Source organism: Roseospira navarrensis, from assembly GCF_009601025.1.
In the GTDB taxonomy this organism is placed as follows: Bacteria; Pseudomonadota; Alphaproteobacteria; order Rhodospirillales; family Rhodospirillaceae; genus Rhodospira; species Rhodospira navarrensis.
The window spans coordinates 138,143-159,570 of record NZ_WIVE01000001.1; the positions used below are offsets into that span (position 1 = coordinate 138,143).

Genomic DNA, 21,428 nt, shown 5'->3' on the forward strand with positions numbered 1-21,428 from the left:
GCGCGGGCCTTGGCGGCGCGGGGTCACGGCAGGGCGGCGGTCGAGGTCGGGTGCGAAGCGGGATCGTCGGCCGGCGGCAGGCCCTGGGCCTGGCGCGTTTCCTCGATCCAGGCGTCGAACGCGGCCTGCGGCAGGGCGCGCACCTCGATCGGCATGAAGGCGTGGTTGACCCCGCACAGCTCGGAGCACTGGCCGTAGTAGACGCCGGGCTCGTCGATGCGCATCCAGCTTTCGACAAGGCGGCCGGGCACGGTATCCTGTTTCACGCCCAGCGCGGGCACGGCCCAGCTATGCAGCACGTCGTCCGCGGTCAGCAGCAGGCGGATGTTGGCGCCGACGGGCACCCGAAGGGGCTCGTCCACCGCCAGCAGGCGGGGCTCGCCGGGCTCCAGCTCCTCGTCGAACTTCATGAAGGAATCGAAGGCGATCCCGCCGTGATCGGAGTACTCGTAGGACCAGTACCACTGGTGGCCGATGACCTTGACCGTCATGTCCGCCTCGGTGGTGCGGTCCATGAAATAGAGCAGCCGGAACGAGGGGAAGGCGACCGCAACCAGGATCAGCACCGGGATCAGCGTCCACACGATCTCCAGCGGCGTGTTGTGCGTCCGCTTCGAGGCGACCGGGTTGCGCGAATGGTGGAAGCGCCGGATGACGTAGAACAGCAGCGCGAACACCAGCAGGCAGATGCCCACCATGATCAGCGTCAGGTAGATATGCAGATTGTCGATCTTCGCCATGGTCGGCGAGGCCGCCGGCTGGGCCCACATCTGCCAGGGCTGGGGCTGGGCCGCCAGCGCCGCGCCCGCGCCGCCCAGAGCCACGGCGAGCGCCGCCAGGACCGGGATCGCCTGCCGCACGCTGCGAGTCGGGTTGCGGCCGGAGCACCATCGAGGCATCGGATATCCCCCTCTTGTCTTGGCCGCGCGCGACCGACGGACCGGATCACGTGCGGGTCATTCCGTGGCCATCATGACCGCCGGACTATTATCCGACAAGACGACGGGGATATTTTTCGGGGCGGCGGTCCGCCATCGCATGGAAACCATCGCATCGCGCGCTTTTTATTTTGAGAAAAGCAGCCGAAACGCGCTTTCTCCGCGTCGACCCAGGGATACTCGGCGGCAAAATTATCCGTTGTTTTCATATGGATTTCGGATCCTGCCCATTGGATGGGGACTCGAGCCCGAGTCGCCCACCCGTTCGAACAGGCCCGGATGCGGAGTCGGGTGGTCGTCCGCCCCAGCGCCGTGCTAGGGTACGCGCCTGTTTCGTGACGCCGCCGCACAGGAGGACCCACCATGACCCGTCCGAGCAACCGGACCCTCGCCCTGCTGCTGGTGGCGGCCGGCCTCTTCGCCTACCTGTCGATGGTGGGCAAGATCGTCGCGTTTGGCTTCTAAGTCCCGACGGCCTCTGACGATGGCTGTTGGAGTCCGTGGCCGGCCCTCTCCCCCACCCGGCCCCCAACGAGAGTATCCTATAGGTGGCCGGGTGGGGGAGGGCCGGTGCCGAAGAGGCGGATGAGTCACACGCATCCGCCATTCGTAAGAGAGCGCCCATCATGGACACCGCCAGCATCCTGCCGCACGTCAACGCCGGGCTGAATGCCCTGGCCACGGCCTTACTGACGGCCGGACTGGTGTTCATCCGCGCCGGCCGGAAGGACGCGCACCGCGCCGCCATGATCGGCGCCGTGCTGGCCTCGGCGGCGTTTCTGGTGAGCTACCTCGTGTACCACTACACCGCGCCCATGCTGGCCTTCCCGCTGCACGGGCCGATCCGGCCGGTCTACTACACCCTCCTGACCGGGCACGTGATCCTGGCCATGGTGATCGTCCCCCTGGTGCCGATCACGCTGGTGCGGGCCCTGCGCGGCCGCTTCGATCGGCACCGGGCCATCGCCCGCTGGACCCTGCCGATCTGGCTGGTCGTCTCCGTCAGCGGGGTGCTGGTCTACCTGATGCTCTACCAGCTCCCCGCCGTCTGGCCGGGGCCGGTCTGATCCCACCCCTTCCCCCGGCAAAATACCACCCGAAAGGTTAGGGTTCTTTTCCCGACTTTTCCGGTGGAGTATTTTTGGACCGGCTCCGGACCAAAGCCGGCCGGTGCCTAAGCTAAACGATTACCGTCCGCCGAAAAGGTGAGCCTTTTCGGCGGCCGGCCCGACTGGGCCGGCGCCGCGAAGCGGCGGAGGCAATGAACCGGACGAGTCCGGTTCATTGCCGAAAAGCATCAAAGGGAGGGGGACCGCCATGACGCTCGCCAACTATGTGGAGCTGTGCAAGGTCCGCATCGCCGTCATCATCGCGCTGACGGCGGTGATCGGCTATGCGGCCATGGCCGAGACGCTGGACGGCCCGACCCTGGCGGTTCTGACCCTGGTCATGGTGCTGGGCTCGGCCAGTTCGTCGGTGTTCAACCACGTCTGGGACCGGGACATCGACGCGCTGATGAAGCGCACCCGCCGTCGTCCCCTCGTGGACGCCAGCGCGGCCGACCGCCGCCGCGCCCTGATCTTCGCCGCCCTGCTGCTGACCGCCGGGGTGGGGCTGGCCGCCGTGGCGCTCAACTGGTTGGTGGCCGCGCATCTGTTCCTGGGGGCCTTCGTCTATGCCGTGGTCTACACGGTGTGGCTGAAGCGGCGCACGTGGTGGAACATCGTCGTCGGTGGGGCCGCCGGCTCGTTCGCCGTGCTGGCTGGGGCGGCGGCCGTGGACCCGGGCCTGTGGGGGCTGCCGCTCTTGATGGCGGTGATCCTGTTCCTGTGGACGCCGCCCCACTTCTGGGCGCTGGCGCTGCTGCTGAAGGACGACTACCGCGCCGCCAACATCCCCATGCTGCCGGCCGTGGTCGGCCCCCGCCGCTCCGCCGAGGCGATCCTTCTGAACGCCGCCCTGCTGGTGGGCGCGGCCCTGCTGCCCTGGATCCTGGGGGCCCTGGGCACGCTGTACGGCGTGGTCAGTCTGGCGTTCGGCCTGCGCTACCTGCTTGTGAACTGGCGCCTTCTTCAGGACCCCGAGGACCGCACCCGCGCCCGGCACAGCTTCTTCGGCTCCATGGTGTATCTGATGGGGGTGTTCCTGGCGGTGCTGCTGGACCGCCACCTGCCCGGGTTCTGGAACTGACGGCGTGACGGTCTCGGCCGCCCTGGGCGACTCCAGGCGAAGCCGGCTGCGGTCGGGACCGCGCCCCCGCGCCGTCGGCCTGTGGCTGCTGGGCTGTGCCGGACTGGTGGGGGGCATGGTGCTGCTGGGCGGGCTGACCCGCCTGACCGAGTCCGGCCTGTCCATCGTGGACTGGCGGCCGGTCACCGGCCTGCTGCCGCCCCTGACCGAGGCCGAGTGGCAGGCCCGGTTCCTGGCCTATCAGGACTCGCCGCAGTTCCGGCAGGTCAACAGCGCGATGACCCTGGACGGGTTCAAGGGCATCTTCTGGCTGGAGTACCTGCACCGCCTGCTGGGGCGGCTGATCGGGCTTGCGTTCCTGTTGCCGCTGGTGTGGTTCTGGGTCCGGGGCACCATCCCCAAGGGCTACCATGCGAAGCTCGTCGGGCTGTTCGTGCTGGGCGGGCTGCAGGGCCTGATGGGCTGGCTGATGGTGCAGAGCGGCCTTGTGGACCGCCCCCACGTCAGTCACCTGCGGCTGGCTGCCCACATGGGGCTGGCGGTGGTCATCCTCGCCGCCCTGCTGTGGGTGGCGCTGGACCTGCTGCGCGGTCCCCCGGAGAGCACCGAGGCGGCGCACCCGTCCCTGGCCGGCACGCGGCGGCTGGCGCGACTCGCGCTGGCCCTGACGGGGGTCACCATCCTGGCCGGGGCCCTGGTCGCCGGGCTGGATGCCGGCCTGAGCTTCAACACCTTTCCCCTGATGGCCGGGCAGTGGATTCCGGACGGCCTGGGTCACCTGGAGCCCTGGTGGCGCAACGCCCTGGACAATGTCATTGCCGTGCAGTGGCAACACCGCTGGCTCGCCATCGTGACCGTGGCCCTGGTTCTTGGGGTCGCGTGGCAGGGGCTGCGCACGCCGCTGCAGGGCGCCGACCGCTGGCCGTTCCGCCTGTTGCCGGTGGCCGCGCTGGGACAGGCGGCGCTGGGCGTCTCCACCCTGCTGCTGGCGGTGCCCATCCCCCTGGCCGTGGCCCACCAGGGCGGCGCGCTGGCAATCACCACACTCCTGGTGTGGGCGCTTCACGTGACGCGCGATGCTGCGGCGCACAAGCCGCATCGGTAGGAGCCGCGCCCCCTGTTCCCGACTCCGTTCCCCACCCTTGGCGTCAGATTCCCCTTGCGGGATCGTTCCGGGCCTACAAAGCTTCCGGGGTCGGTCGTGCGCACACGTCCGAGTTCGCACCCTATTTCCCCGGGAGCCTGCATCCAGTGACTGCGCGGACCCCTCATCCCCCCTCGCTCTGGGCGGCCGTCAGCCCGCCCACACCGGAGCGCCCGCCGCTGACCGGCGACGCCACGGCGGACGTGGCCATCGTCGGCGCCGGCTTCACCGGGCTGTCCACGGCGCTCGCCCTGGCCGCGCGCGGGGTCCGTCCGGTGGTGCTGGAGGCGGCGGCGGTGGGATGGGGCGGATCGGGGCGCAACAACGGGCAGGTGATCCCGGTGCTCTCCAAGGCCGAGCCCGACGAGCTGGAGGCCCGCTTCGGCGAGACCGGGGAACGCCTCGTGGCCCTGATCCGCGACAGTGCGAGCATCCTGTTCGATCTGGTGCGCGCCGAGGGCATCGAGGCCGAGGCCGAGCAGACCGGCTGGGTCCAGCCCGCCCACGCGCCGGACCGGGTGCGGGTCTCGGCGGCGCGGGTGGAGGCCTGGGCGAAGCGGGGCGCGCCCGCGCAAATGCTGGACCGGGAGGAAACCACTGCGCTGATGGGCTCCTCTTATTGGCACGGCGCCATGCTCAATCCCACCGGCGGGTCGATCAATCCGCTGAGGCTGGCGCAGGGCATGGCGGCGGCGGCGGAGCGCCACGGGGCCACCGTCCATGAGGACACGCCCGTCAGCCGCCTGGAGCGCGCGGGCGACGGCTGGCGGCTGGAAACCCCGACCGGCCGCCTGACGGCGCGCGCAGTGCTGCTGGCCACCAACGCCTATACCGATGCGCATGCGCCGGGGCTGGCCCGGCGGCTGGCCCGCACGGTGGTGCCCGTGCCGTCCTGGCAGATGGCGACCGAGCCCCTGCCGGACGCCGTGGCGAAGACCGTCACGCCCGGGCGTCACGCCGTCTCCGACACCCGGGGCGATCTGCACTTTTTCCGCCTGGATGCCCGCAACCGGCTGGTCACGGGCGGCGCCCTGGTCACGAAAGTCAACGGAACCGAGCGGATCCGGCGGCTGGCGACGGCGCGGGTGGCCCGCATGTTCCCCCAGATCGGGCCGGTCGGGTTCACGCACATCTGGAACGGGGATATCGGCATCACCTGGGACCGCATGCCCCATGTCCACCGCCTCGGCCCCGGTCTGTGGACCTGGATCGGCTGCAACGGGCGCGGGGTGGCGCTGTCGGTGGCGCTCGGCCCGCAACTGGCCGCCGCCCTGCTGGGTGACCGCGAGGGCGCGGCCGCGCTGCCCGTGACCGACGTTCATCCCATCCCCGGCCATGCCCTCGGCCGGCGGCTGGCCACCCTCATGCTGCCGGTCTACCGCCGCCGCGACCGGCGGCCGCTGCCGGCCTGACCCCGTACCGGAGACGTCCCCATGAGCGACACGCCCCCCGTCACCCCCACCGTCACATTGGACATGTTGAAGGCGGCCTTCGCCATGCGCGCCGAGGCCTATGCCCGGATGTACGACGTGCTGTCGGAGGAGTTCGGCCCCGAACGCGCCGTCGAGCTGATCGGCCGGGCCACCCGCCGCATGGGCGAGCAGATGGGCGAACGCTTCAAGGGCCTCGGCCCGGACGATCTGGCTGGGCTGAAGGATGCCTTCCTGGGCGGCATTCCGTGCGGCGAAGAGATGTTCGCCCCCGAGGTCCGCCGCTGCGACGACGAGATGCTGGAGATCAAGTTCCACCGCTGCCCCCTGAAGGACGTGTGGGTGGCCAACGGCCGCAGCGACACGGATGTGCGCGACCTGTGCCGCGCCGCCGGGGCCATCGACGGCGGCCTGTTCACCACCGCCGGGTTCACCTTCCTGGGCGAGACCTGGCGGCCCGGCGAGACCGGCTGCTGCCTGCTGCGGGTGGCCCCGGGCGGCGCGTGACGCGCGGCCCCCGACCCCCGACCCACGACCCCCGACCCCAGACCCCCGACCACGACACCAGACATCACAGGGACGGAGAGACACACCATGACGAGCGTGACGGGAATCACCCGCAGAACCGCCCTCGGCCTCGCCCTGGGCACCGGCCTCGTGATCGGCGGCGCCGCCGGCGCCTGGGCGCAGGAGGACCCGGTCGTCATCGGCTATCAACTGCCGCTGACCGGCAACACCGCGCAGTACGGCCAGGACTTCAAGACCGCCGCCGAGATCGCGCTGGAGGACTTCAACGCCTCCGGCCGCCTGCCGGTGCCGGTGGAGATCATCTTCGAGGACTCCCGCTCCGACGCCAAGGAGGGGGTCAACATCGCCCGCAAGTTCGTGGACAACGACGACATCGTGGCCGTCCTGGGCGACTTCACCTCGACCGTGTCCATGGCCGCCGCCCAGGTCTACAAGCAGGCCGGCATGCCGCAGCTCAGCCAGACGGCGTCGCATCCGGACTACGCCAGGATCTCCCCCTACCAGTTCCGCAACATCACCACCCAGGCCCAGGAAGGCGAGGTCAACGCCAACTGGCTGTGGGAGCGCGGCTTCCGCAAGGTCGCGGTGATCGCCGAGCAGACCGACTGGGGCCAGGCGGTGGTGCAGGGCTTCACCGCGCCGTTCGAAGAAATGGGCGGCGAGATCGTCTATTCCGAGTTCTTCAACCGGGGCCTGCCGGACTTCCGCTCGATCATCACCAAGATCCAGCGGGCCGAGCCGGACGCCATTTACACCGGCCTGTTCTACGAGGACGGCGCGCAGTTCCTGAAGCAGATGGAACAGCTCGGCGCGGACATCCCGGTGCATTCCACCTCGGCCGCCTACAACCAGAAGCTGGTCGAGCTGGCCGGTCCGGCGGCCGATGACCTGTACCTGACGGCCACCTTCCTGCCCACCAGCGAGGGCGAGCACGTCCAGGAGTTCGTTGCCGCCTGGAAGGCCGCCCGGGACGGCCAGGAGCCCGGTCAGTTCCCGGCGCAGGCCTATGACGCGGTGAACATCATGCTCGACGCCGTGGTGCGCGCGTGGCCGGACGTGACCCGCGAGTCCATGCGCGAGGCGCTGGCGGCGACCGAGGACTTCCCGGGGGTGACCGGCGTGACCTCGTTCGACGAGGACGGCGAGCCCGAAAAGCAGATGACCCGCGCCCGCATCGTGGACGGCGTGTTTGTGGAAGTGCAGTAACGAGGCCAAGGAACGCGGCCAAGGAACGCGGGACGCGGCCGCAGGCGCGGCCGCGTCCCGGTGCCGCCGCCGTCAGAGCGTGCCTCCCGAGATCCCTCGGCGCGCTTTGCGCGCTCGGGATGACGAATAAAAATAGAGGATGTCATCCTGACGGAGCGAAGCGACGGACGGATCTCGGGCAGGAGTCTCCGACCGTTTGCAATTGACCCCGTCACCCTGGTTTCCCTTCAGCGTCTCTGGACCCAACCGCCCATGGATCCCTATTACGTTCAGCAATTGGCCATCGGGCTGTCGCTCGGCATGATCTACGCCCTGATGGCGATCGGCTTCACGCTGATCTTCGGCGTGCTCAACGTGGTCAACTTCGCCCACGGCGAGGTCTATTCCATCGGCGCGTTCGCCGGTCTGCTGCTGATAACCGCCTTCGGGCCGCCGCTGCTGGCGGTGTTCCTGTTGGTGCTGGCGGTGGGCGCGGCGACGGGCTTCGGGCTGGAGCGGCTGGCCTTCCGCCCGTTCCGGCGCTTCTCCGACGAGGCCTCGCTGAAGTCGCGGGCCATGCGCGAAGCGACGCTGATGTCCTCGCTGGCGCTATCCATCTTCACCCGCGAGGCCATGGAGCTGGTGTTCGGCTCCGAGTTCCAGACCGTGCCCCTGGATTACCTCATCAACGAGCCGATCGCCCTGGGGCCGGTGACCATCGTGACCGGCGACATCATCATCTTCGTCGCCGCCGCCGTCATGCTGGGCGGGCTGCAGTATCTGCTGACCCGCACCGCGACCGGACGGGCGATCCGGGCGGTGTCGAACAATCCGCTCGGCGCGAAGTACGTGGGCATCAACACCAACCGCACCATCGTTCTGACCTTCGTCATCGGCTCCATGATGGGCGCGCTGGCGGGCATCATGGTGGGGCTGTACTACGGGGCCATCTTCCCGGCCATGGGGTTCACCCCCGCCGTCAAGGCGTTCGTGGCCATGGTGATGGGCGGGCTGTCCTCGATCCCGGGGGCGGTGATCTGTGCCCTCATCATCGGCGTGTCCGAGAGTCTGGCCACCACCTTCGTTTCGTCCGTGTGGGCCGACATGGTGGCCTACAGTTTCCTTCTGCTCACCCTGGTGCTGTTCCCCCAGGGCCTGTTCGGAAAGGGCCGCGACCGTGTCTGAGACCGACACCGTGACCGATCGCCCGGCGTCCGCCCCGAAGGCCCGCGCCCGGGCGAGGCTGCTGCAGGGCGGCATCCTGCTGCTGCTGTTCGCGCTGCTGCCGGCGGTGCTGGTGTGGTTCGACCGCGGCTACTTCTATCAATTGGCCATGCTGGCGCTGATCTTCGTGCTGCTGGCCGGCTCGCTGCATCTGGTGACGGGCGTCGCCGGGCTGCTGCACCTGGGGCACGCGGCGTTCTATGGGGTGGGGGCCTATATCGCCGGACTGCTGGCGGCGGACCACGGCATCGGCTTCACCATCGGGCTGCCGCTGGCCGGTCTGGGGGCGGCCGCCATCGCCTTTCTGGTGGCGCTGCCCACCATGCGGCTGGTGAGCATCTATTTCGCCGTGGCGACCCTGGCCATCGGGCAAATGCTGTTCCTGGTCATGCAGAACTGGGTGGCGGTCACCAAGGGACCCAACGGCGTGATCCTGTTCGGCGGCATCGACCTGTTCGGCCTGGAGATCGGCTCGCGCCTGGGGATCTATTACGTGGTGGCGGTGGTGGTGGCGGTGTCCATCTGGGTGATCCACCGCCTGACGGACTCCTATTACGGCAACGCCCTGCGCAGCCTGCGCGAGGACGACCAGTGCGCCGGGGCCATGGGGCTGGACACCGTGCGCCTGAAGATGGAGGCATTCACCATCGCCTCGTTCTTCGCCGGCATCGCCGGGGCGCTGTGGGCCTATACGACCGGCTACATCTCGCCGGTGGACTTCGACTTTTTCGAATCCATCCTGATCCTGGCCATGGTGGTCGTGGGCGGCCTGGGCAGCCTGCCCGGGGCCATCCTGGGGGCGCTGCTGCTGATCCTGCTGCCGGAGGTGCTGCGCGACGTGGGCGATGTGCGCAACATGCTGGTCGGTCTGGTCATGTTCCTGTCCATCCTGTTCCTGCCCAAGGGCCTGTTCGGCGAGGTGCCGGCGCTGGCCCTGATGCGCCGCCACTTCGACGCGGCGTGGCCGGGCGCGGGCGAGCGGCGGGTGGGGTGGCGCGGATGACGGCGGCGCTGCTGGAGATCGAGGAGGCCACCCGCCGCTTCGGCGGGCTGGTGGCGGTCAACGAGGTCTCGACCCACGTGGCGGAGGGCGAGCTGGTCGGCCTGATCGGCCCCAACGGGGCCGGCAAGACCACGCTGTTCAACCTGATCTCGGGCTTCACGCCGCTGACCAGCGGCCGGGTGCGCTATCGGGGGCGGGACATCACCGGCCTGAAATCGCACCAGATCGGCCGCCTTGGCATCGCCCGCACGTTCCAGAACCTGCGCGTGTTCCCCAACATGAGCGTGTTCGACAACGTCTCGGTGGGGGCGACGGGCGCGGTCGGGCTGCCGTTCTTCCGGGCCGTGGCCGGCGGGCGGCGGCGGTCCGACGCGATCTCGCGGCGCAGTCTGGCGGCGCTGGAGCGGGTCGGGCTGGTCGCCCAGGCCGACGATCTGGCCGCCAACCTGGCCTACGGCAAGCGCAAGTACCTGGAGATCGCTCGCGCGCTCGCCATGCACCCCGACCTGTTGATTCTGGACGAGCCGGCGGCGGGCCTGAACGAGTCCGAGACCGCCGAACTGGCCGCCTTCATCCGCTCGCTCCGGGACGAGGGCCTGACCGTCATGCTGGTCGAGCACGACATGGCCCTGGTCATGAGCATCTGCGAGCGGGTGGTGGTGCTGGCCTCGGGCCAGAAGATCGCCGACGCCCCGCCCGACGCCGTGCGCCGCGATCCGGCCGTGCTGGAAGCCTATCTGGGAGTGGACGAATGACACCGATCCTGGAGATCGATGGCGTCGGCCTGCGCATCGGCGTCCAGGACATCCTGCGCGATGTCTCCCTTCGCCTGCCCCAGGGCGGCATCGTTGCCATCCTGGGGTCGAACGGGGTGGGCAAGACCAGCCTGATGCGCACCATTTCCGGGGTCTATCAGGCCACGTCCGGGGCCATCCGGCACCAGGGCGAGGACATCACCCGCCTGCAAAGCCACGAGATCGTCGCGCGCGGCATCCTGCAGGCGCCGGAGGGGCGGCAGATCTTCTCCAACATGACGGTGCGCGAGAACCTGGTGATCGGCGGCGGGCCGCACGGGCTGGCGGAGCTGGACCACGTGGTCTCGCTGTTTCCCGCCCTGGGGGAGCGCCTGTCGCAGGGCGCGGGCTCGCTGTCGGGCGGGGAACAGCAGATGCTCTGCATCGGCCGGGCGCTGATGCGCAAGCCCTCGGTGCTGCTGCTGGACGAGCCGTCGCTGGGGCTGGCGCCCAAGCTGGTGCGGTTCATCTTCGACCTGATCGAGCGCATCCGCTCGGAGGGCTATTCCGTGCTGATCGTGGAGCAGAACGCCAAGGCCGCGCTCAGGGTGGCCGACACGGCCTCGGTCATCGAGGGCGGGCGGATCGTGATCGAGGGGCCGGCGCGCGACCTGGCGGACGACCCGCGCATCGCCGAAGCCTACCTCGGCGGTCACGTGCATGTTCCGTGATCCCGTCCGCGCGCGGCGGCCAGGGCTCGGAATCCAGATGACAAGGGTGTCATGGTTCGTGCCTCATCACGAGATTCCTCGCGCCTTTAGGGTGCTCAGGATGCCAATATCTATTAAAAGTGCGTCATCCTGAGGGAGCCCCCGCGACCATCGGTCCGATGGTCGCGCTCCTTTGCGGCGATGCGAAGCGTCGCCGGGGGCGATCGAAGGATCTCGGGATGTGGGTTCGACCCCAACGGCGTCACAGAACGGTAATCCGGGTTCGGAGCCCGGCGCGCGGCGGTGGGCATGCTTGACAGGATTTTGCCTGCTCTCTATGGTGCCCGCGCTTCCGGCCCCGCCGAGCGCCCGCGCGGCGTGGCGAGGGTTGGTTTTTTTTGCCAGGGGCGGTTTCGGTGACCGACGACCGCGAACAACGCCAGGCCCTGAACGACCTTGAGGCGCGTATTCGCGCGGCCCGGGGTCCGAAGGCGGCGGGTGCCAGGGGCTCCGGCGCTGACGAGGATGCCGAGGCCGACGACGGCCCCGGGCGCGGGGCCGGCATCGGGCTCGGCATGCGGATCGGCGTCGAGATGGTCGCGACCCTGGCCGTCGGCGGCGGGATCGGGTACATGCTCGACCTCTGGGCGGGCACCGCGCCGCTGCTGATGGTGGTGTTTCTGTTCCTTGGCGGAGCCGCCGGGGTCAGCAACGTCTACCGGGTGGTGAAGGGGCTCGACGAGGGCGTTGGCCTGGGCCGCGCGATCGAGGCGAAGAAGCGCCAGGACGCGACCCGCGACGATGGGTCCTCTGGCGCATGAGGCCGGCCGGCCCGCGGTGTGTTCCGCGACGCCGGCCCGGAGTTGGACAGGACGGATAGGGAAACAGCAACGTGGCGAATCCGGTCGAACAGTTCCAGATCGAGCCGATCGTGCCCATCATCGTGGGACCCCTCGATCTGTCCTTCACCAACTCGTCTCTGGCGATGGCCTTCGCCGTGGGCGCCTCGGCCCTGATCTTCTACGCCGGCACCCGGCGCCTGTCGCTGGTGCCCGGGCGGATGCAGTCCGTCGCCGAGATGATGTACGAATTCGTGGCCAACATGGTCCGGGACAATGTTGGCAAAGAGGGGATGAAGTACTTCCCCTTCATCTTTGCCCTGTTCCTGTTCGTGTTTTTCGGCAATATTCTGGGTATGGTACCCGGGAACTTCACGTTCACCTCGCACATCGCCGTGACCGGCGCGCTTGCGCTTGCGATCTTCATTGCGGTCACGATCATCGGCTTCATGCGCCACGGCCTCGGCTACCTGCGCATGTTCTTCCCGCGCGGGGCGCCGATCCTGACCGCCCCGATCCTGATCCCGATCGAGATCATCTCCTATCTGTCGCGGCCCTTCAGCCTGTCGGTCCGACTGTTCGCCAACATGACGGTCGGTCACATCATGCTGAAGGTGCTGGCCGGGTTCGTGGTGGCGCTGGGCCTGGTCGGCGGTGTGGTGCCGCTGGTGGCCGTGATCGGGATCACCGTGCTGGAGTTCTTCATCGCCGCCCTGCAGGCCTATGTGTTCGTCATCCTGACCTGCATCTACCTCAACGACGCCATCCACATGCACTAGGCGCACGCCCGGGGCCGGGGCTGCCCGGCGCCGGGGGATGGCCGTGCGACCTCCGACTTACCTGATCCGCGTCAAACCAAGGGAACCTGGGAACATGGAAGCTGAAGCCGCGAAGATGATTGGTGCCGGTCTGGCCGCCATCGGCATGATTGGGTCCGGGATCGGTGTGGGTAACATCTGGTCCAGCCTGATCGCCACCGTGGGCCGCAACCCGGCCGCCAAGGCGAACGTCGAGCTGTACGGTTGGATCGGCTTCGCCGTGACCGAGGCCATCGCGCTGTTCGCCCTGGTGGTCGCGCTGATCGTCCTGTTCAGCTAGGACCTGCGCCGGCGCGGAGGGGCGCCCCCCGGGGCGCCCCGGTCCCGCCGCCGTCCGTACCGCCTGCTGATCGAGGTCCGACCCCGGGCATCGCCCGCCGGGTTGGGGCTCGGGGACCGGACCGCCCTGCGCGCCGCACGCGACCGTGCCGTCGCCGTGGGCGGTTTTGCGCACCGGGTCCATCCGCGCGGACCGCCCCTTCTCGGGGCCCCGCCCGGAGTGAGGGACCCTCGACCGACCGGAGTCCGTCAGGATGCCGCAATTCGACCCATCCAGTTTCGCCTCCCAGATCTTCTGGCTGGCCGTTGCCTTCTTCGTCCTGTACCAGCTCGTCGTGAAGCTGGTCATGCCCGGCCTTGGCGGGGTGATGGAAAGCCGTCAGCGCACCATCGACGAGGATCTGGCTCGGGCCGCCGACCTGAAGGCCCGCACGGACGCCGCCATCGAAAGCTATGAGGCCGCCCTCGCCGACGCGCGCGCCAAGGCGCAGGCCGTCCTGCGCGAGACCAACGAAGAGCTGGCCCGCGCCGCCGACGCCCGCAACCGCGAGGTGTCGGACGCCCTGGCGCGGCGGATCGAGGACGGCGAGGCCCGCATTGCCGCCGCCCGTGCCGAGGCGCTGGAGGGTGTGCGCGACGTGGCCGCCGACGTGGCCTCGGCCGTGACCGGCAAGCTCATGGGTGAGGCCGTGGACGAGACAGCCGCCCGCCAGTCCGTGGACGCCGTCATGCGGGAGGCCCGTTGATGTTCCAAGCCATAGCCGCTGAAACCGCCGGGGCCGCCGGCGAGCACGCCGCCGCCGCCGGCGGATTCTTCAGCCATGCCGAAGCGTGGGTGCTGGTCGCCTTCGTGATCGTCGTCGGCTTCGTCGTCATCAAGGCGCGCAAGGGCGTGCTGGGAGCCATCGACGGTCGCGCCGATCGCATCCGCGGCAAGCTCGACGAGGCCCGTACCCTGCGCGAGCAGGCGCAGGCCCTGCTGGCCGAGTACGAGCACAAGCACAAGGAAGCGATGAAGACGGCCGACGAGATCGTCGATCACGCTCACGTCGAGGCCGAGCGCATGCGCAAGAAGGCCGCCGACGATCTGGAAACGGCGATCGCCCGCCGCGAGCGTCAGGCCGAGGATCGCATTGCTCAGGCCGAGGCCCAGGCCGTGCGCGAGGTCCGCGCCCAGATGGTGGACGTGGCTGTCGCCGCCGCCGAGCGCATCATCGCCGAGCGTCTGGACGACCGCCACCAGGGCGCCCTGGTGGATGCCGCCATCGACGATCTGCCCCGGCGCCTGCACTGACCGGCGGGTCCTGCCGCCGACAACGACGACCGAACAGGCCGGCGGATCCCTCCGCCGGCCTTTTGGCGTGGGGTGGGGACGGGATCACCCCGCCCGCACGGCCTCCGCCTCTCGGGTGGTCAGGGGCATGTCCAGCAGCACGCGGCGGCGCAGCCACGCACTCGGCCGGTAGCGCGGGTCGCCGTAGAAGGCCTGCATGCCCTCCAGCAGGCGCAACACCGTCTGCCGCCCCATGGCCTCGCCCAGGCTGAGCGGCCCGAGCGGATAGCCCAGCGCGATCTTGACCACCCGGTCCACATCGTCGGGGGCCGCGATGCGCTGCTGGGCGATCTCGCAGGCGATGTTGGCGATGGTCGCCACCACGCGCGGCGCCACGAATCCCACGCTGTCGCTGATGACGCTGACCGGCCGTCCGGTCAGGGCCAGGGCGCGGCGCAGGCCGTCGCGGGCCTCCGGCGCGGTGACGGCGGTCAGCATCAGGGTCAGGCGGCCGTCCGCGAACAGGGCATCGACGGCGGCCGTGCGGGTCGGATCCAGGCCCTGGGCGACGGCGGCCGAGGTGGCGTCCGTGTCCACCGGCGTGACGAGGCACAGGCTCTCCGGTCCCGGGCGCGCGCCCCCGTCCAGGTGGACCCCGCCCGCCGCCAGCAGGTCGCGCACGGGCCGCGCCAGTGCGACCTCGGCGGGCGACAGCCAGACCGGCGGCACGGGGCCGTCGGGCACGGCCGGGTCCGGGGGTACGGCCTGGCGTCCCTCGGGGTAGGCATAGAACCCCCGGCCCGCCTTGCGCCCGTACAGCCCGGCGTCCACCCGTCGCCGCGCCATGGGGGCGGGACGCAGCCGGGGTTCGTCGAAGAACTGGCGGTAGACCTGCTCCATCACCGCGAACGAGATGTCGATGCCCGTCAGGTCGAACAGCTCGAACGGTCCCATGCGGAAGCCGGCGGCCTCGCGCAAAATGCGGTCGATGGTGACGGGATCGGCAATGCCCTCCTGCTGGACCCGCAGGCCCTCGGTATAGAACCCGCGTCCGGCGTGGTTGACCAGGAACCCCGGCGAGTCGAGGCAGCGCACGGCGGTGTGGCCCACACCCTCGGCCACCCGGCACAGGGTGTCGATCACGGCCGGCTCGGTGCGCTCGCCCGCGACCACCTCCACCACCCTCTGCAAGGGCACCGGGTTGAAGAAGTGGAACCCGGCGACCCGGCCCGGCCGGCGGCAGCCGGCGGCGACCGCCGTGACCGACAGCGACGACGTGTTGGTGGCCAGAATGCAGTCGTCCCGGACGATGCCTTCCAGCGCCTGGAACAGCGCCGTCTTGACCGCCATGTCCTCGCGCACGGCCTCGATCACCAGATCCGCGTCGGCCATGGCGGCCGGCCCGTCGCACACCACGACGCGGGCGGTCGTCGCCTCGGCCTCGGCGGCCGTCATGCGCCCCTTGGCGGCGGCGCGGCGCAGCATGTCGGCGACGAAGGCGCGGGCCGCCTCGGCCGCCGCCGGGTCCCGGTCGGTCAGGCGGACGGTGTGTCCGGCCTGGGCGAGCACCTGGGCGATGCCTCGGCCCATGACTCCGGCGCCCACGACGCCCACGGTGCGGATCGGCTGATGGTCAGGCATGGCGGTTCGGCGCCTCCGTCTTTCGGGTCGGGTGCGGGTGGAGGGTGAGGGTGCCCAGGGTCTCCAGGGCGGCCGCCGCCTCCGTCAAAAGGCGGTCATAGATCGCTGCCACCGGCTCGACCCGGTCGGCGAAGGCCACCGCCGGGCCCATGGACAGCAGGCCCTGGTCCGCATCGCCGGTCTGGTAGGCCTGTTTCTGGAGCCCACCTTCCACCAGCGGGCGATAGGCCGCGAAGTCGGTTTCGCCGGTGGCCTCCAGGTCGGCCACGGCGCGCGCGGTGGCGTTGTCCAGCACCCGCATGGCGGCCGGGTGCCCGGCCAGCACCAGCCGTGAGGCCTGCGCGTCCGCCTCGACCATGCGGCGCTTGATGGCGGGATCGGTCTGCAACTCCTCGGCCACCAGCATGCGCGTGCCCAGCACCACGCCGGCCGCGCCCATGGCCAGGGCGGCCACGATCTGCGCGCCGGTGCCGATACCGCCGCCGACGAGCACGGGCACCGGCAGGGCGCGGGCGGCCAGCAAGGGGGTCTGCACCATGGTGCCCAGCGGGCGCGGACCGGGATGACCGCCGCATTCGGCGCCCACCACGGTGACGGCGTCCACGCCGTCCCGGGCGGCGCGCTCGGCGTGGCGGATGGCGGCCACCTTGTGGAGCACGGTGCAGCCGCCCTCGCGCAGCGCCGGCAGCAGGGCGGTGGGGCTCAGGCCGGAGGTCTCGACCACCCGCACGCCCTCCTCGACCAGCACGCGGACGTACGCGGGCATCAGGGCGTTGGCTTCGGGCCGGTGCGACAGGTGCAGGTTCACGCCGAAGGGCGCGCCCGCCGCCAGGTCCCGGCAGGCCTGAATCTCGGCGCGGAAGGCGCCCAGGTCGGGGAAGGTGCGCGCGGTCAGGAAGCCGATGCCGCCGGCCCGGCCCACGGCGGCCACATAGGGGGCGGTGGACAGCCACATGAGCCCGCCGCACAGGATGGGATGACGGATCCCCAGCAGGCGGGTGACGGCGGTTTCGAACAGAGGCGCGGTGTGGCGGGCCATCGGGGGAGGGGTCCTGCGCGGCGGGTGTGCGTCCCCTCATACCGGCCCGGGACCGGAAAGGGAACCGGCCTTTCCCGCCGCCGGGCTTTGCTCTATCAGGAGGGACACATGATGGGACACATCACGGGGCAAACACCGACCCAGGGAGGACCGACGCGCCATGCCCAGAACGCCGGACAAGTACGAAACCCACCTCGACAAGACCGCCGCCAACCATGTGCCGCTGACCCCGCTGCAGTTTCTGGAGCGCGCGGCCCTGGCCTATCCGGACAAGACCTCGCTGATCCACGGCGCGCGCCGCTACACCTGGGCCGAGACCTACGCCCGGGCGCGCCGGCTGGCCTCGGCGCTGGCGAAGCGGGGCATCGGCAAGGGCTCGACCGTCGCGGTGATGGGCTCCAACACGCCCGAGCTGTATGAGGCCCATTTCGGCGTGCCCATGATCGGCGCCGTGCTGAACGCGCTGAACGTGCGCCTGAACGCCGACGAGATCGCCTTCATTCTCGATCACGGCGAGGCCGAGATCCTGGTGACGGACCGCGAGTTCTCGGCCACCGTCAAGAGCGCCCTGGCCAAGCTGGATCACACGATTCCGGTGATCGACATCGACGACCCGGAGGCCGACGGCGCGGGCGACCTGCTGGGCGAGACGACCTATGAGGACCTGCTGACCGAGGGCGATCCAGACTTCGCCTGGACCTGGCCGGGGGACGAGTGGGATGCGATCTCGCTGAACTACACCTCGGGCACCACGGGCAACCCGAAGGGTGTGGTCTACCACCACCGGGGCGCGTACCTGAACGGGATCGGCAACATCGTCACCTGGACCATGCCGCACGAGTCGGTCTATCTGTGGACCCTGCCCATGTTCCACTGCAACGGGTGGTGCTTCCCGTGGACCATGGCGGCCCTGGCGGGCACCAGCGTGTGCTGCCGCAAGGTCAGCGCCAAGGCCATCTATGATGGGATCGCCGAGCATGGCGTCACCCACTTCTGCGGCGCGCCCATCGTGTTGGGCTTCGTTATCAACGCCACGGAGGCCGAGAAGCGGCCGTTCGACCACACGGTCAAGGTCATGACCGCCGCAGCCCCGCCGCCGGCCTCGGTGCTGGCGCGCATGCAGGCGGAAGGCTTCCATGTGACCCACACGTATGGACTCACCGAGGTCTACGGCCCCGCCACCGTTTGTGCGTGGCACAGCGAGTGGGACGACTTGGACATGGAGGAACAGGCCCGCCTGAAGTCCCGCCAGGGGGTGCGCTACGTGGTCGAGGACGGGTTGATGGTCGGCCATCCGGAGACGATGGAGCCGGTCCCCCGCGACGGCGAGACCATCGGCGAGGTGTTCTTCCGCGGCAACATCACCATGCGGGGGTATCTGAAGAACCCCGACGCCACCGACACGGCGCTGGCCGGCGGCTGGTTCCACTCCGGTGACCTGGGGGTGGTGCATCCGGATGGCTACATCCAGCTCAAGGACCGCTCCAAGGACATCATCATCTCGGGCGGCGAGAACATCTCCTCCATCGAGGTGGAGGGCGTGCTGTACAAGCACCCCGACGTGGTGTCCTGCGGCGTGGTCGCCAAGCCGGACGAGAAGTGGGGCGAAACCCCGGTGGCGGTGGTGGAGCTGCGCGACGGCGCGACCGTGACCGAGGCCGAGTTGATTGCCTTCTGCCGCGACAATCTGGCGCACTACAAGTGCCCGCGCACCGTGATCTTCGACGAACTGCCCAAGACCTCCACCGGCAAGATCCAGAAGTTCCGCCTGCGGGAGCACGTCCGGCGCCTGATCGAGGATGGCGGCGCTTGACCCAGTCTCCCGACGACCGCGCCGGCCGTCTGGCCGTCCGCACCACCCTGTTGTGCGCGGCCGGGCTGACCGTGATGGCGGGGGCGACCATCTCGCCCTCGCTGCCGGCGCTGTATGACCACTTCGCCGACGTGCCGGGCGTGGATGTGCTCTCGCGGCTGGTGCTGACCCTGCCGGCGCTGTTCATCGCCATCTGCTCGCCGGTGGCGGGACTCATCGTGGACCGCCTGGGCCGCAAGCCGGTGATCGTGACCGGCGCGGTGCTGTACGTGCTGGGCGGCACCACGGGCCTGTACGTGGACAGCCTGATGGCGCTGCTGGCGGGCCGCGCGCTGCTGGGCATCGCGGTGGCCTGCGTCATGACCACCACCATCACGCTGATCGGCGACTATTACCGGGGCGAACGCCGGAACCGCATGATGGGCAGCATGTCCGCCTTCATGTCCTGGGGTGGGGTGGTGTTCGTGCTGCTGGGCGGCGCGGTGGCCGAACTGCACTGGCGGGGTCCGTTCGGGGTCTACCTGATGGCGCTGGCGCTGCTGCCCGCGCTGGTGCTGGTGCTGTGGGAGCCGGACCGGCGCAAGGGTCCGCCCGCCGCCGAGGGGGACCCGGACGGCCCGCCGGTCGAGGGCCCGTCCGACGGGCCGGCGCGGGCCAACTGGGCGCTGATCGCGCTGGTCTACTTCGCCGGCTTCATGCTGAACGTGTCGTTCTACATGGTGCCCACGCAGGCGCCGTTCCTGCTGCGCGAGATGGGCGTGGTCGCGCCGGTGATTGCGGGGGTGGCCATCGCCGCCATGAACGTGGCCGGCGGCGTGGGCTCCATGCAGTACCGCCACGTCCGTGCGCGGGTCTCCGCGCCGGCGGTGTTCGGCCTGTCGTTCGGGCTGATCGCCGTGGGGTTCCTGGGCGTGTGGGGCGCGGGCGGCCAGATCACGTTCATGATCGCCTTGCTGTTCACCGGGCTGGGGGTGGGTCTGACCTTCCCCAACATCACCAACTGGCTGATGGGCCTGGCCCCGCCCCATCTGCGCGGCCGGCTGGTGGGCGGCACGACCACGAGCATCTTCCTGGGCCAGTTCGTCTCGCCCGTGGTCAGCCAGCCCATGGTGAGCGCGCTGGGGCAGGCGGGCGCGTTCGGGGCCATGGCCGGGATCGTGACCGTGGTCAGCCTGCTGTTCTGGCTCCTGGCCCTTCGCGAGGCCCGCCCCAAGGCGGCGGTGGCGCCGGGACGCTGAAACAGGGTCCTCACGGACAATCGGGGTCGGATGGATTGTGGACCGTGGCGGTCACCCCAGACAACCCCTCCCCAACCCTCCCCATTCCATGGGGAGGGAGTCCGGCCGGCTCCTTGGTGGACCGGGACTCCTCCCCCATTCATGGGGGAGGTCGGGAGGGGGGCTTACGGGAGCAGCGAGACCCGAGGCCGGGCGGGAGTTGCACTCCCGCCCGGACCGTTCATCCCTATCGCAATGACAAACGGTCCGGACGGGGCTGCAAGCCCCGTCCGGCACATTCGTCGGTCCGTGGCACGCGTCGAGATGTGTGACTCTAATCGCCTTGCCAGTGGAGGGCGTTCGGTCTGCACCCGACGAAACGTCCCGTGAAGCCCCATTGCCCCGGAATTCCGTGATGACCCCGTTTTTTCCTACACCACCCGGTCGCCCGGGGCCCCGCCGCGCAGCAGCACGGCGTCCAGGTTGTCGAGCGCCCGGAAACCCATGGCGTTGCGGGTCTCGATGGTGGCACTGCCCAGGTGCGGCAGCAGGAAGGTGTTGGGCAGGTCGCGGTAGCCCGGGTGCACGTTGGGCTCGCCGGTGAACACGTCCAGGCCGGCGGCGGCGAGCTGGCCGCTCTTCAGCGCCGCGATCACCGCTTCGTCGTCCACCACCGTGCCGCGCGCGGTGTTGACCAGCACCGCGCCCCGGGGCAGCAGCGCCAGCCGCTCGGCATTCATCATGCGGGTGGTCTCGGGTGTCGCCGGGCAGTGCAGGCTGAGAACGTCGCAGTGCGGCAGCAGGTCCTCGATGGTCGGGTGGAACACCGCGTCGCCGGCCAGGTCCACCGGGAGTTCCTTGCTGTCCTGGTAGTGGATGGCCATGTCGAAGGCCCGCGCCCGCTTGGCGACGGCGCGGCCGATGCGGCCCATGCCCACGATGCCCAGACGCTTGCCGGTGACCTGGACACCCATCATCTGGGTGGGCGCCCAGCCGATCCACTCGCCCGTGCGCATCATGGCCTCGCCCTCGCCGGCGCGGCGGGCGGCCCCGAGCAGGCAGAGCATGGCGATGTCGGCGGTGGCGTCGGTCAGCACGTCGGGCGTGTTGGTGACGATCAGGCCGCGCGCCCGGGCGGCCTCCAGGTCGATGTGATCGAACCCGACGGAGAAGGTGGCGATGACCTTCACGGACTCGGGCAACGCGGCGATGACCTCGGCCGAAACCGCGTTGCCGGGCGCCACCAGTAGGCCGTCGGCGCCGGCGGCGTGGCCCACAAGCGCCTCGCCCCCCAGCGGCGGGGCATCGACCGGAGCCACGCGCGCGTCATAGTCCCGGGCGGCCCGGGCCTCCACCGCTTCCGGGAGCGTGCGCGCCAGCGCCAGCACGGGTTTCGCGGCCATGATATCCTCCTTATAGTCTC

Annotated in this window: 21 protein-coding genes; 17 read left to right on the plus strand and 4 right to left on the minus strand. The window is 70.0% G+C overall.

The window, feature by feature from the left end; all coding sequences use genetic code 11:
* Positions 1-23 precede the first annotated feature (23 nt).
* Complete coding sequence (coxB, locus tag GHC57_RS00645; protein WP_153340057.1) at positions 24-899, minus strand: cytochrome c oxidase subunit II; 876 nt, start codon at positions 897-899, stop codon at positions 24-26.
* Positions 900-1,564: 665 nt separating this feature from the next.
* On the opposite strand from coxB, the gene GHC57_RS00650 reads away from it, so the two are divergent.
* The 15 genes from GHC57_RS00650 (at position 1,565) to GHC57_RS00720 (ending at position 14,316) form a co-directional block, all read left to right on the plus strand.
* Positions 1,565-2,005, plus strand: a complete 441-nt coding sequence (locus GHC57_RS00650; RefSeq protein WP_153340059.1) for a DUF420 domain-containing protein — start codon at positions 1,565-1,567, stop codon at positions 2,003-2,005.
* Positions 2,006-2,222: 217 nt separating this feature from the next.
* The gene (gene cyoE, locus GHC57_RS00655) at positions 2,223-3,128 is read left to right on the plus strand and encodes a heme o synthase (protein WP_281354675.1); all 906 of its coding nucleotides are present in this window, start codon (positions 2,223-2,225) and stop codon (positions 3,126-3,128) included.
* A gap of 4 nt (positions 3,129-3,132) precedes the next feature.
* On the plus strand, positions 3,133-4,233 hold the full coding sequence (locus GHC57_RS00660) for a COX15/CtaA family protein (RefSeq protein WP_170294594.1): 1,101 nt from the start codon (positions 3,133-3,135) through the stop codon (positions 4,231-4,233).
* A 146-nt stretch (positions 4,234-4,379) separates the two neighbouring features.
* Positions 4,380-5,684: an FAD-dependent oxidoreductase gene (locus GHC57_RS00665; protein WP_211369086.1), complete on the plus strand. Its 1,305-nt coding sequence runs from the start codon at positions 4,380-4,382 to the stop codon at positions 5,682-5,684.
* A 21-nt stretch (positions 5,685-5,705) separates the two neighbouring features.
* On the plus strand, positions 5,706-6,209 hold the full coding sequence (locus tag GHC57_RS00670; protein WP_153340063.1) for an L-2-amino-thiazoline-4-carboxylic acid hydrolase: 504 nt from the start codon (positions 5,706-5,708) through the stop codon (positions 6,207-6,209).
* Positions 6,210-6,296: 87 nt separating this feature from the next.
* Positions 6,297-7,436, plus strand: a complete 1,140-nt coding sequence (locus GHC57_RS00675; protein WP_153340065.1) for an ABC transporter substrate-binding protein — start codon at positions 6,297-6,299, stop codon at positions 7,434-7,436.
* A 252-nt stretch (positions 7,437-7,688) separates the two neighbouring features.
* Positions 7,689-8,600, plus strand: a complete 912-nt coding sequence (locus GHC57_RS00680) for a branched-chain amino acid ABC transporter permease (protein WP_153340067.1) — start codon at positions 7,689-7,691, stop codon at positions 8,598-8,600.
* A complete protein-coding gene (locus GHC57_RS00685; RefSeq protein ID WP_343031064.1) occupies positions 8,593-9,642 on the plus strand; it encodes a branched-chain amino acid ABC transporter permease in 1,050 nt (349 codons plus the stop codon). The genes GHC57_RS00680 and GHC57_RS00685 overlap by 8 nt, the downstream gene beginning before the upstream one ends.
* A complete protein-coding gene (locus GHC57_RS00690; protein WP_153340068.1) occupies positions 9,639-10,397 on the plus strand; it encodes an ABC transporter ATP-binding protein in 759 nt (252 codons plus the stop codon). The genes GHC57_RS00685 and GHC57_RS00690 overlap by 4 nt, the downstream gene beginning before the upstream one ends.
* A complete protein-coding gene (locus GHC57_RS00695) occupies positions 10,394-11,107 on the plus strand; it encodes an ABC transporter ATP-binding protein (RefSeq protein ID WP_153340070.1) in 714 nt (237 codons plus the stop codon). Before GHC57_RS00690 ends, GHC57_RS00695 begins: the two co-directional genes overlap by 4 nt.
* Before the next feature lie 395 nt (positions 11,108-11,502).
* Entirely contained in the window at positions 11,503-11,907 is a 405-nt protein-coding gene (locus GHC57_RS19250) for an AtpZ/AtpI family protein (RefSeq protein WP_170294595.1), read from the plus strand.
* A gap of 71 nt (positions 11,908-11,978) precedes the next feature.
* Positions 11,979-12,704 (plus strand): F0F1 ATP synthase subunit A, encoded by a 726-nt coding sequence (locus GHC57_RS00705; RefSeq protein ID WP_170294596.1) that lies wholly within the window; start codon positions 11,979-11,981, stop codon positions 12,702-12,704.
* A 94-nt stretch (positions 12,705-12,798) separates the two neighbouring features.
* The gene (locus tag GHC57_RS00710) at positions 12,799-13,023 is read left to right on the plus strand and encodes an ATP synthase subunit C family protein (RefSeq protein ID WP_153340072.1); all 225 of its coding nucleotides are present in this window, start codon (positions 12,799-12,801) and stop codon (positions 13,021-13,023) included.
* A 253-nt stretch (positions 13,024-13,276) separates the two neighbouring features.
* Positions 13,277-13,768 (plus strand): F0F1 ATP synthase subunit B family protein, encoded by a 492-nt coding sequence (locus GHC57_RS00715; protein WP_153340074.1) that lies wholly within the window; start codon positions 13,277-13,279, stop codon positions 13,766-13,768.
* Entirely contained in the window at positions 13,768-14,316 is a 549-nt protein-coding gene (locus tag GHC57_RS00720; RefSeq protein ID WP_246152032.1) for a F0F1 ATP synthase subunit B family protein, read from the plus strand. Before GHC57_RS00715 ends, GHC57_RS00720 begins: the two co-directional genes overlap by 1 nt.
* An 84-nt stretch (positions 14,317-14,400) precedes the next feature.
* On the opposite strand, the gene GHC57_RS00725 is transcribed toward GHC57_RS00720, so the two are convergent.
* Both GHC57_RS00725 and GHC57_RS00730 read right to left on the minus strand, forming a co-directional pair.
* A complete protein-coding gene (locus tag GHC57_RS00725; RefSeq protein ID WP_153340078.1) occupies positions 14,401-15,936 on the minus strand; it encodes a 3-hydroxyacyl-CoA dehydrogenase in 1,536 nt (511 codons plus the stop codon).
* Positions 15,929-16,975, minus strand: a complete 1,047-nt coding sequence (locus GHC57_RS00730) for an NAD(P)H-dependent flavin oxidoreductase (RefSeq protein ID WP_153340080.1) — start codon at positions 16,973-16,975, stop codon at positions 15,929-15,931. The genes GHC57_RS00725 and GHC57_RS00730 overlap by 8 nt, the downstream gene beginning before the upstream one ends.
* A gap of 160 nt (positions 16,976-17,135) precedes the next feature.
* Between GHC57_RS00730 and GHC57_RS00735 the strand changes: the two genes are divergently transcribed.
* Together GHC57_RS00735 and GHC57_RS00740 are read left to right on the plus strand one after the other, a co-directional pair.
* Positions 17,136-18,788, plus strand: a complete 1,653-nt coding sequence (locus GHC57_RS00735) for an acyl-CoA synthetase (protein ID WP_153340082.1) — start codon at positions 17,136-17,138, stop codon at positions 18,786-18,788.
* Positions 18,785-20,026 (plus strand): MFS transporter, encoded by a 1,242-nt coding sequence (locus tag GHC57_RS00740; RefSeq protein WP_153340084.1) that lies wholly within the window; start codon positions 18,785-18,787, stop codon positions 20,024-20,026. Before GHC57_RS00735 ends, GHC57_RS00740 begins: the two co-directional genes overlap by 4 nt.
* 410 nt (positions 20,027-20,436) lie before the next feature.
* On the opposite strand, the gene GHC57_RS00745 is transcribed toward GHC57_RS00740, so the two are convergent.
* Positions 20,437-21,408 (minus strand): 2-hydroxyacid dehydrogenase, encoded by a 972-nt coding sequence (locus tag GHC57_RS00745; protein ID WP_153340086.1) that lies wholly within the window; start codon positions 21,406-21,408, stop codon positions 20,437-20,439.
* Between the last annotated feature and the right edge of the window lie 20 nt (positions 21,409-21,428).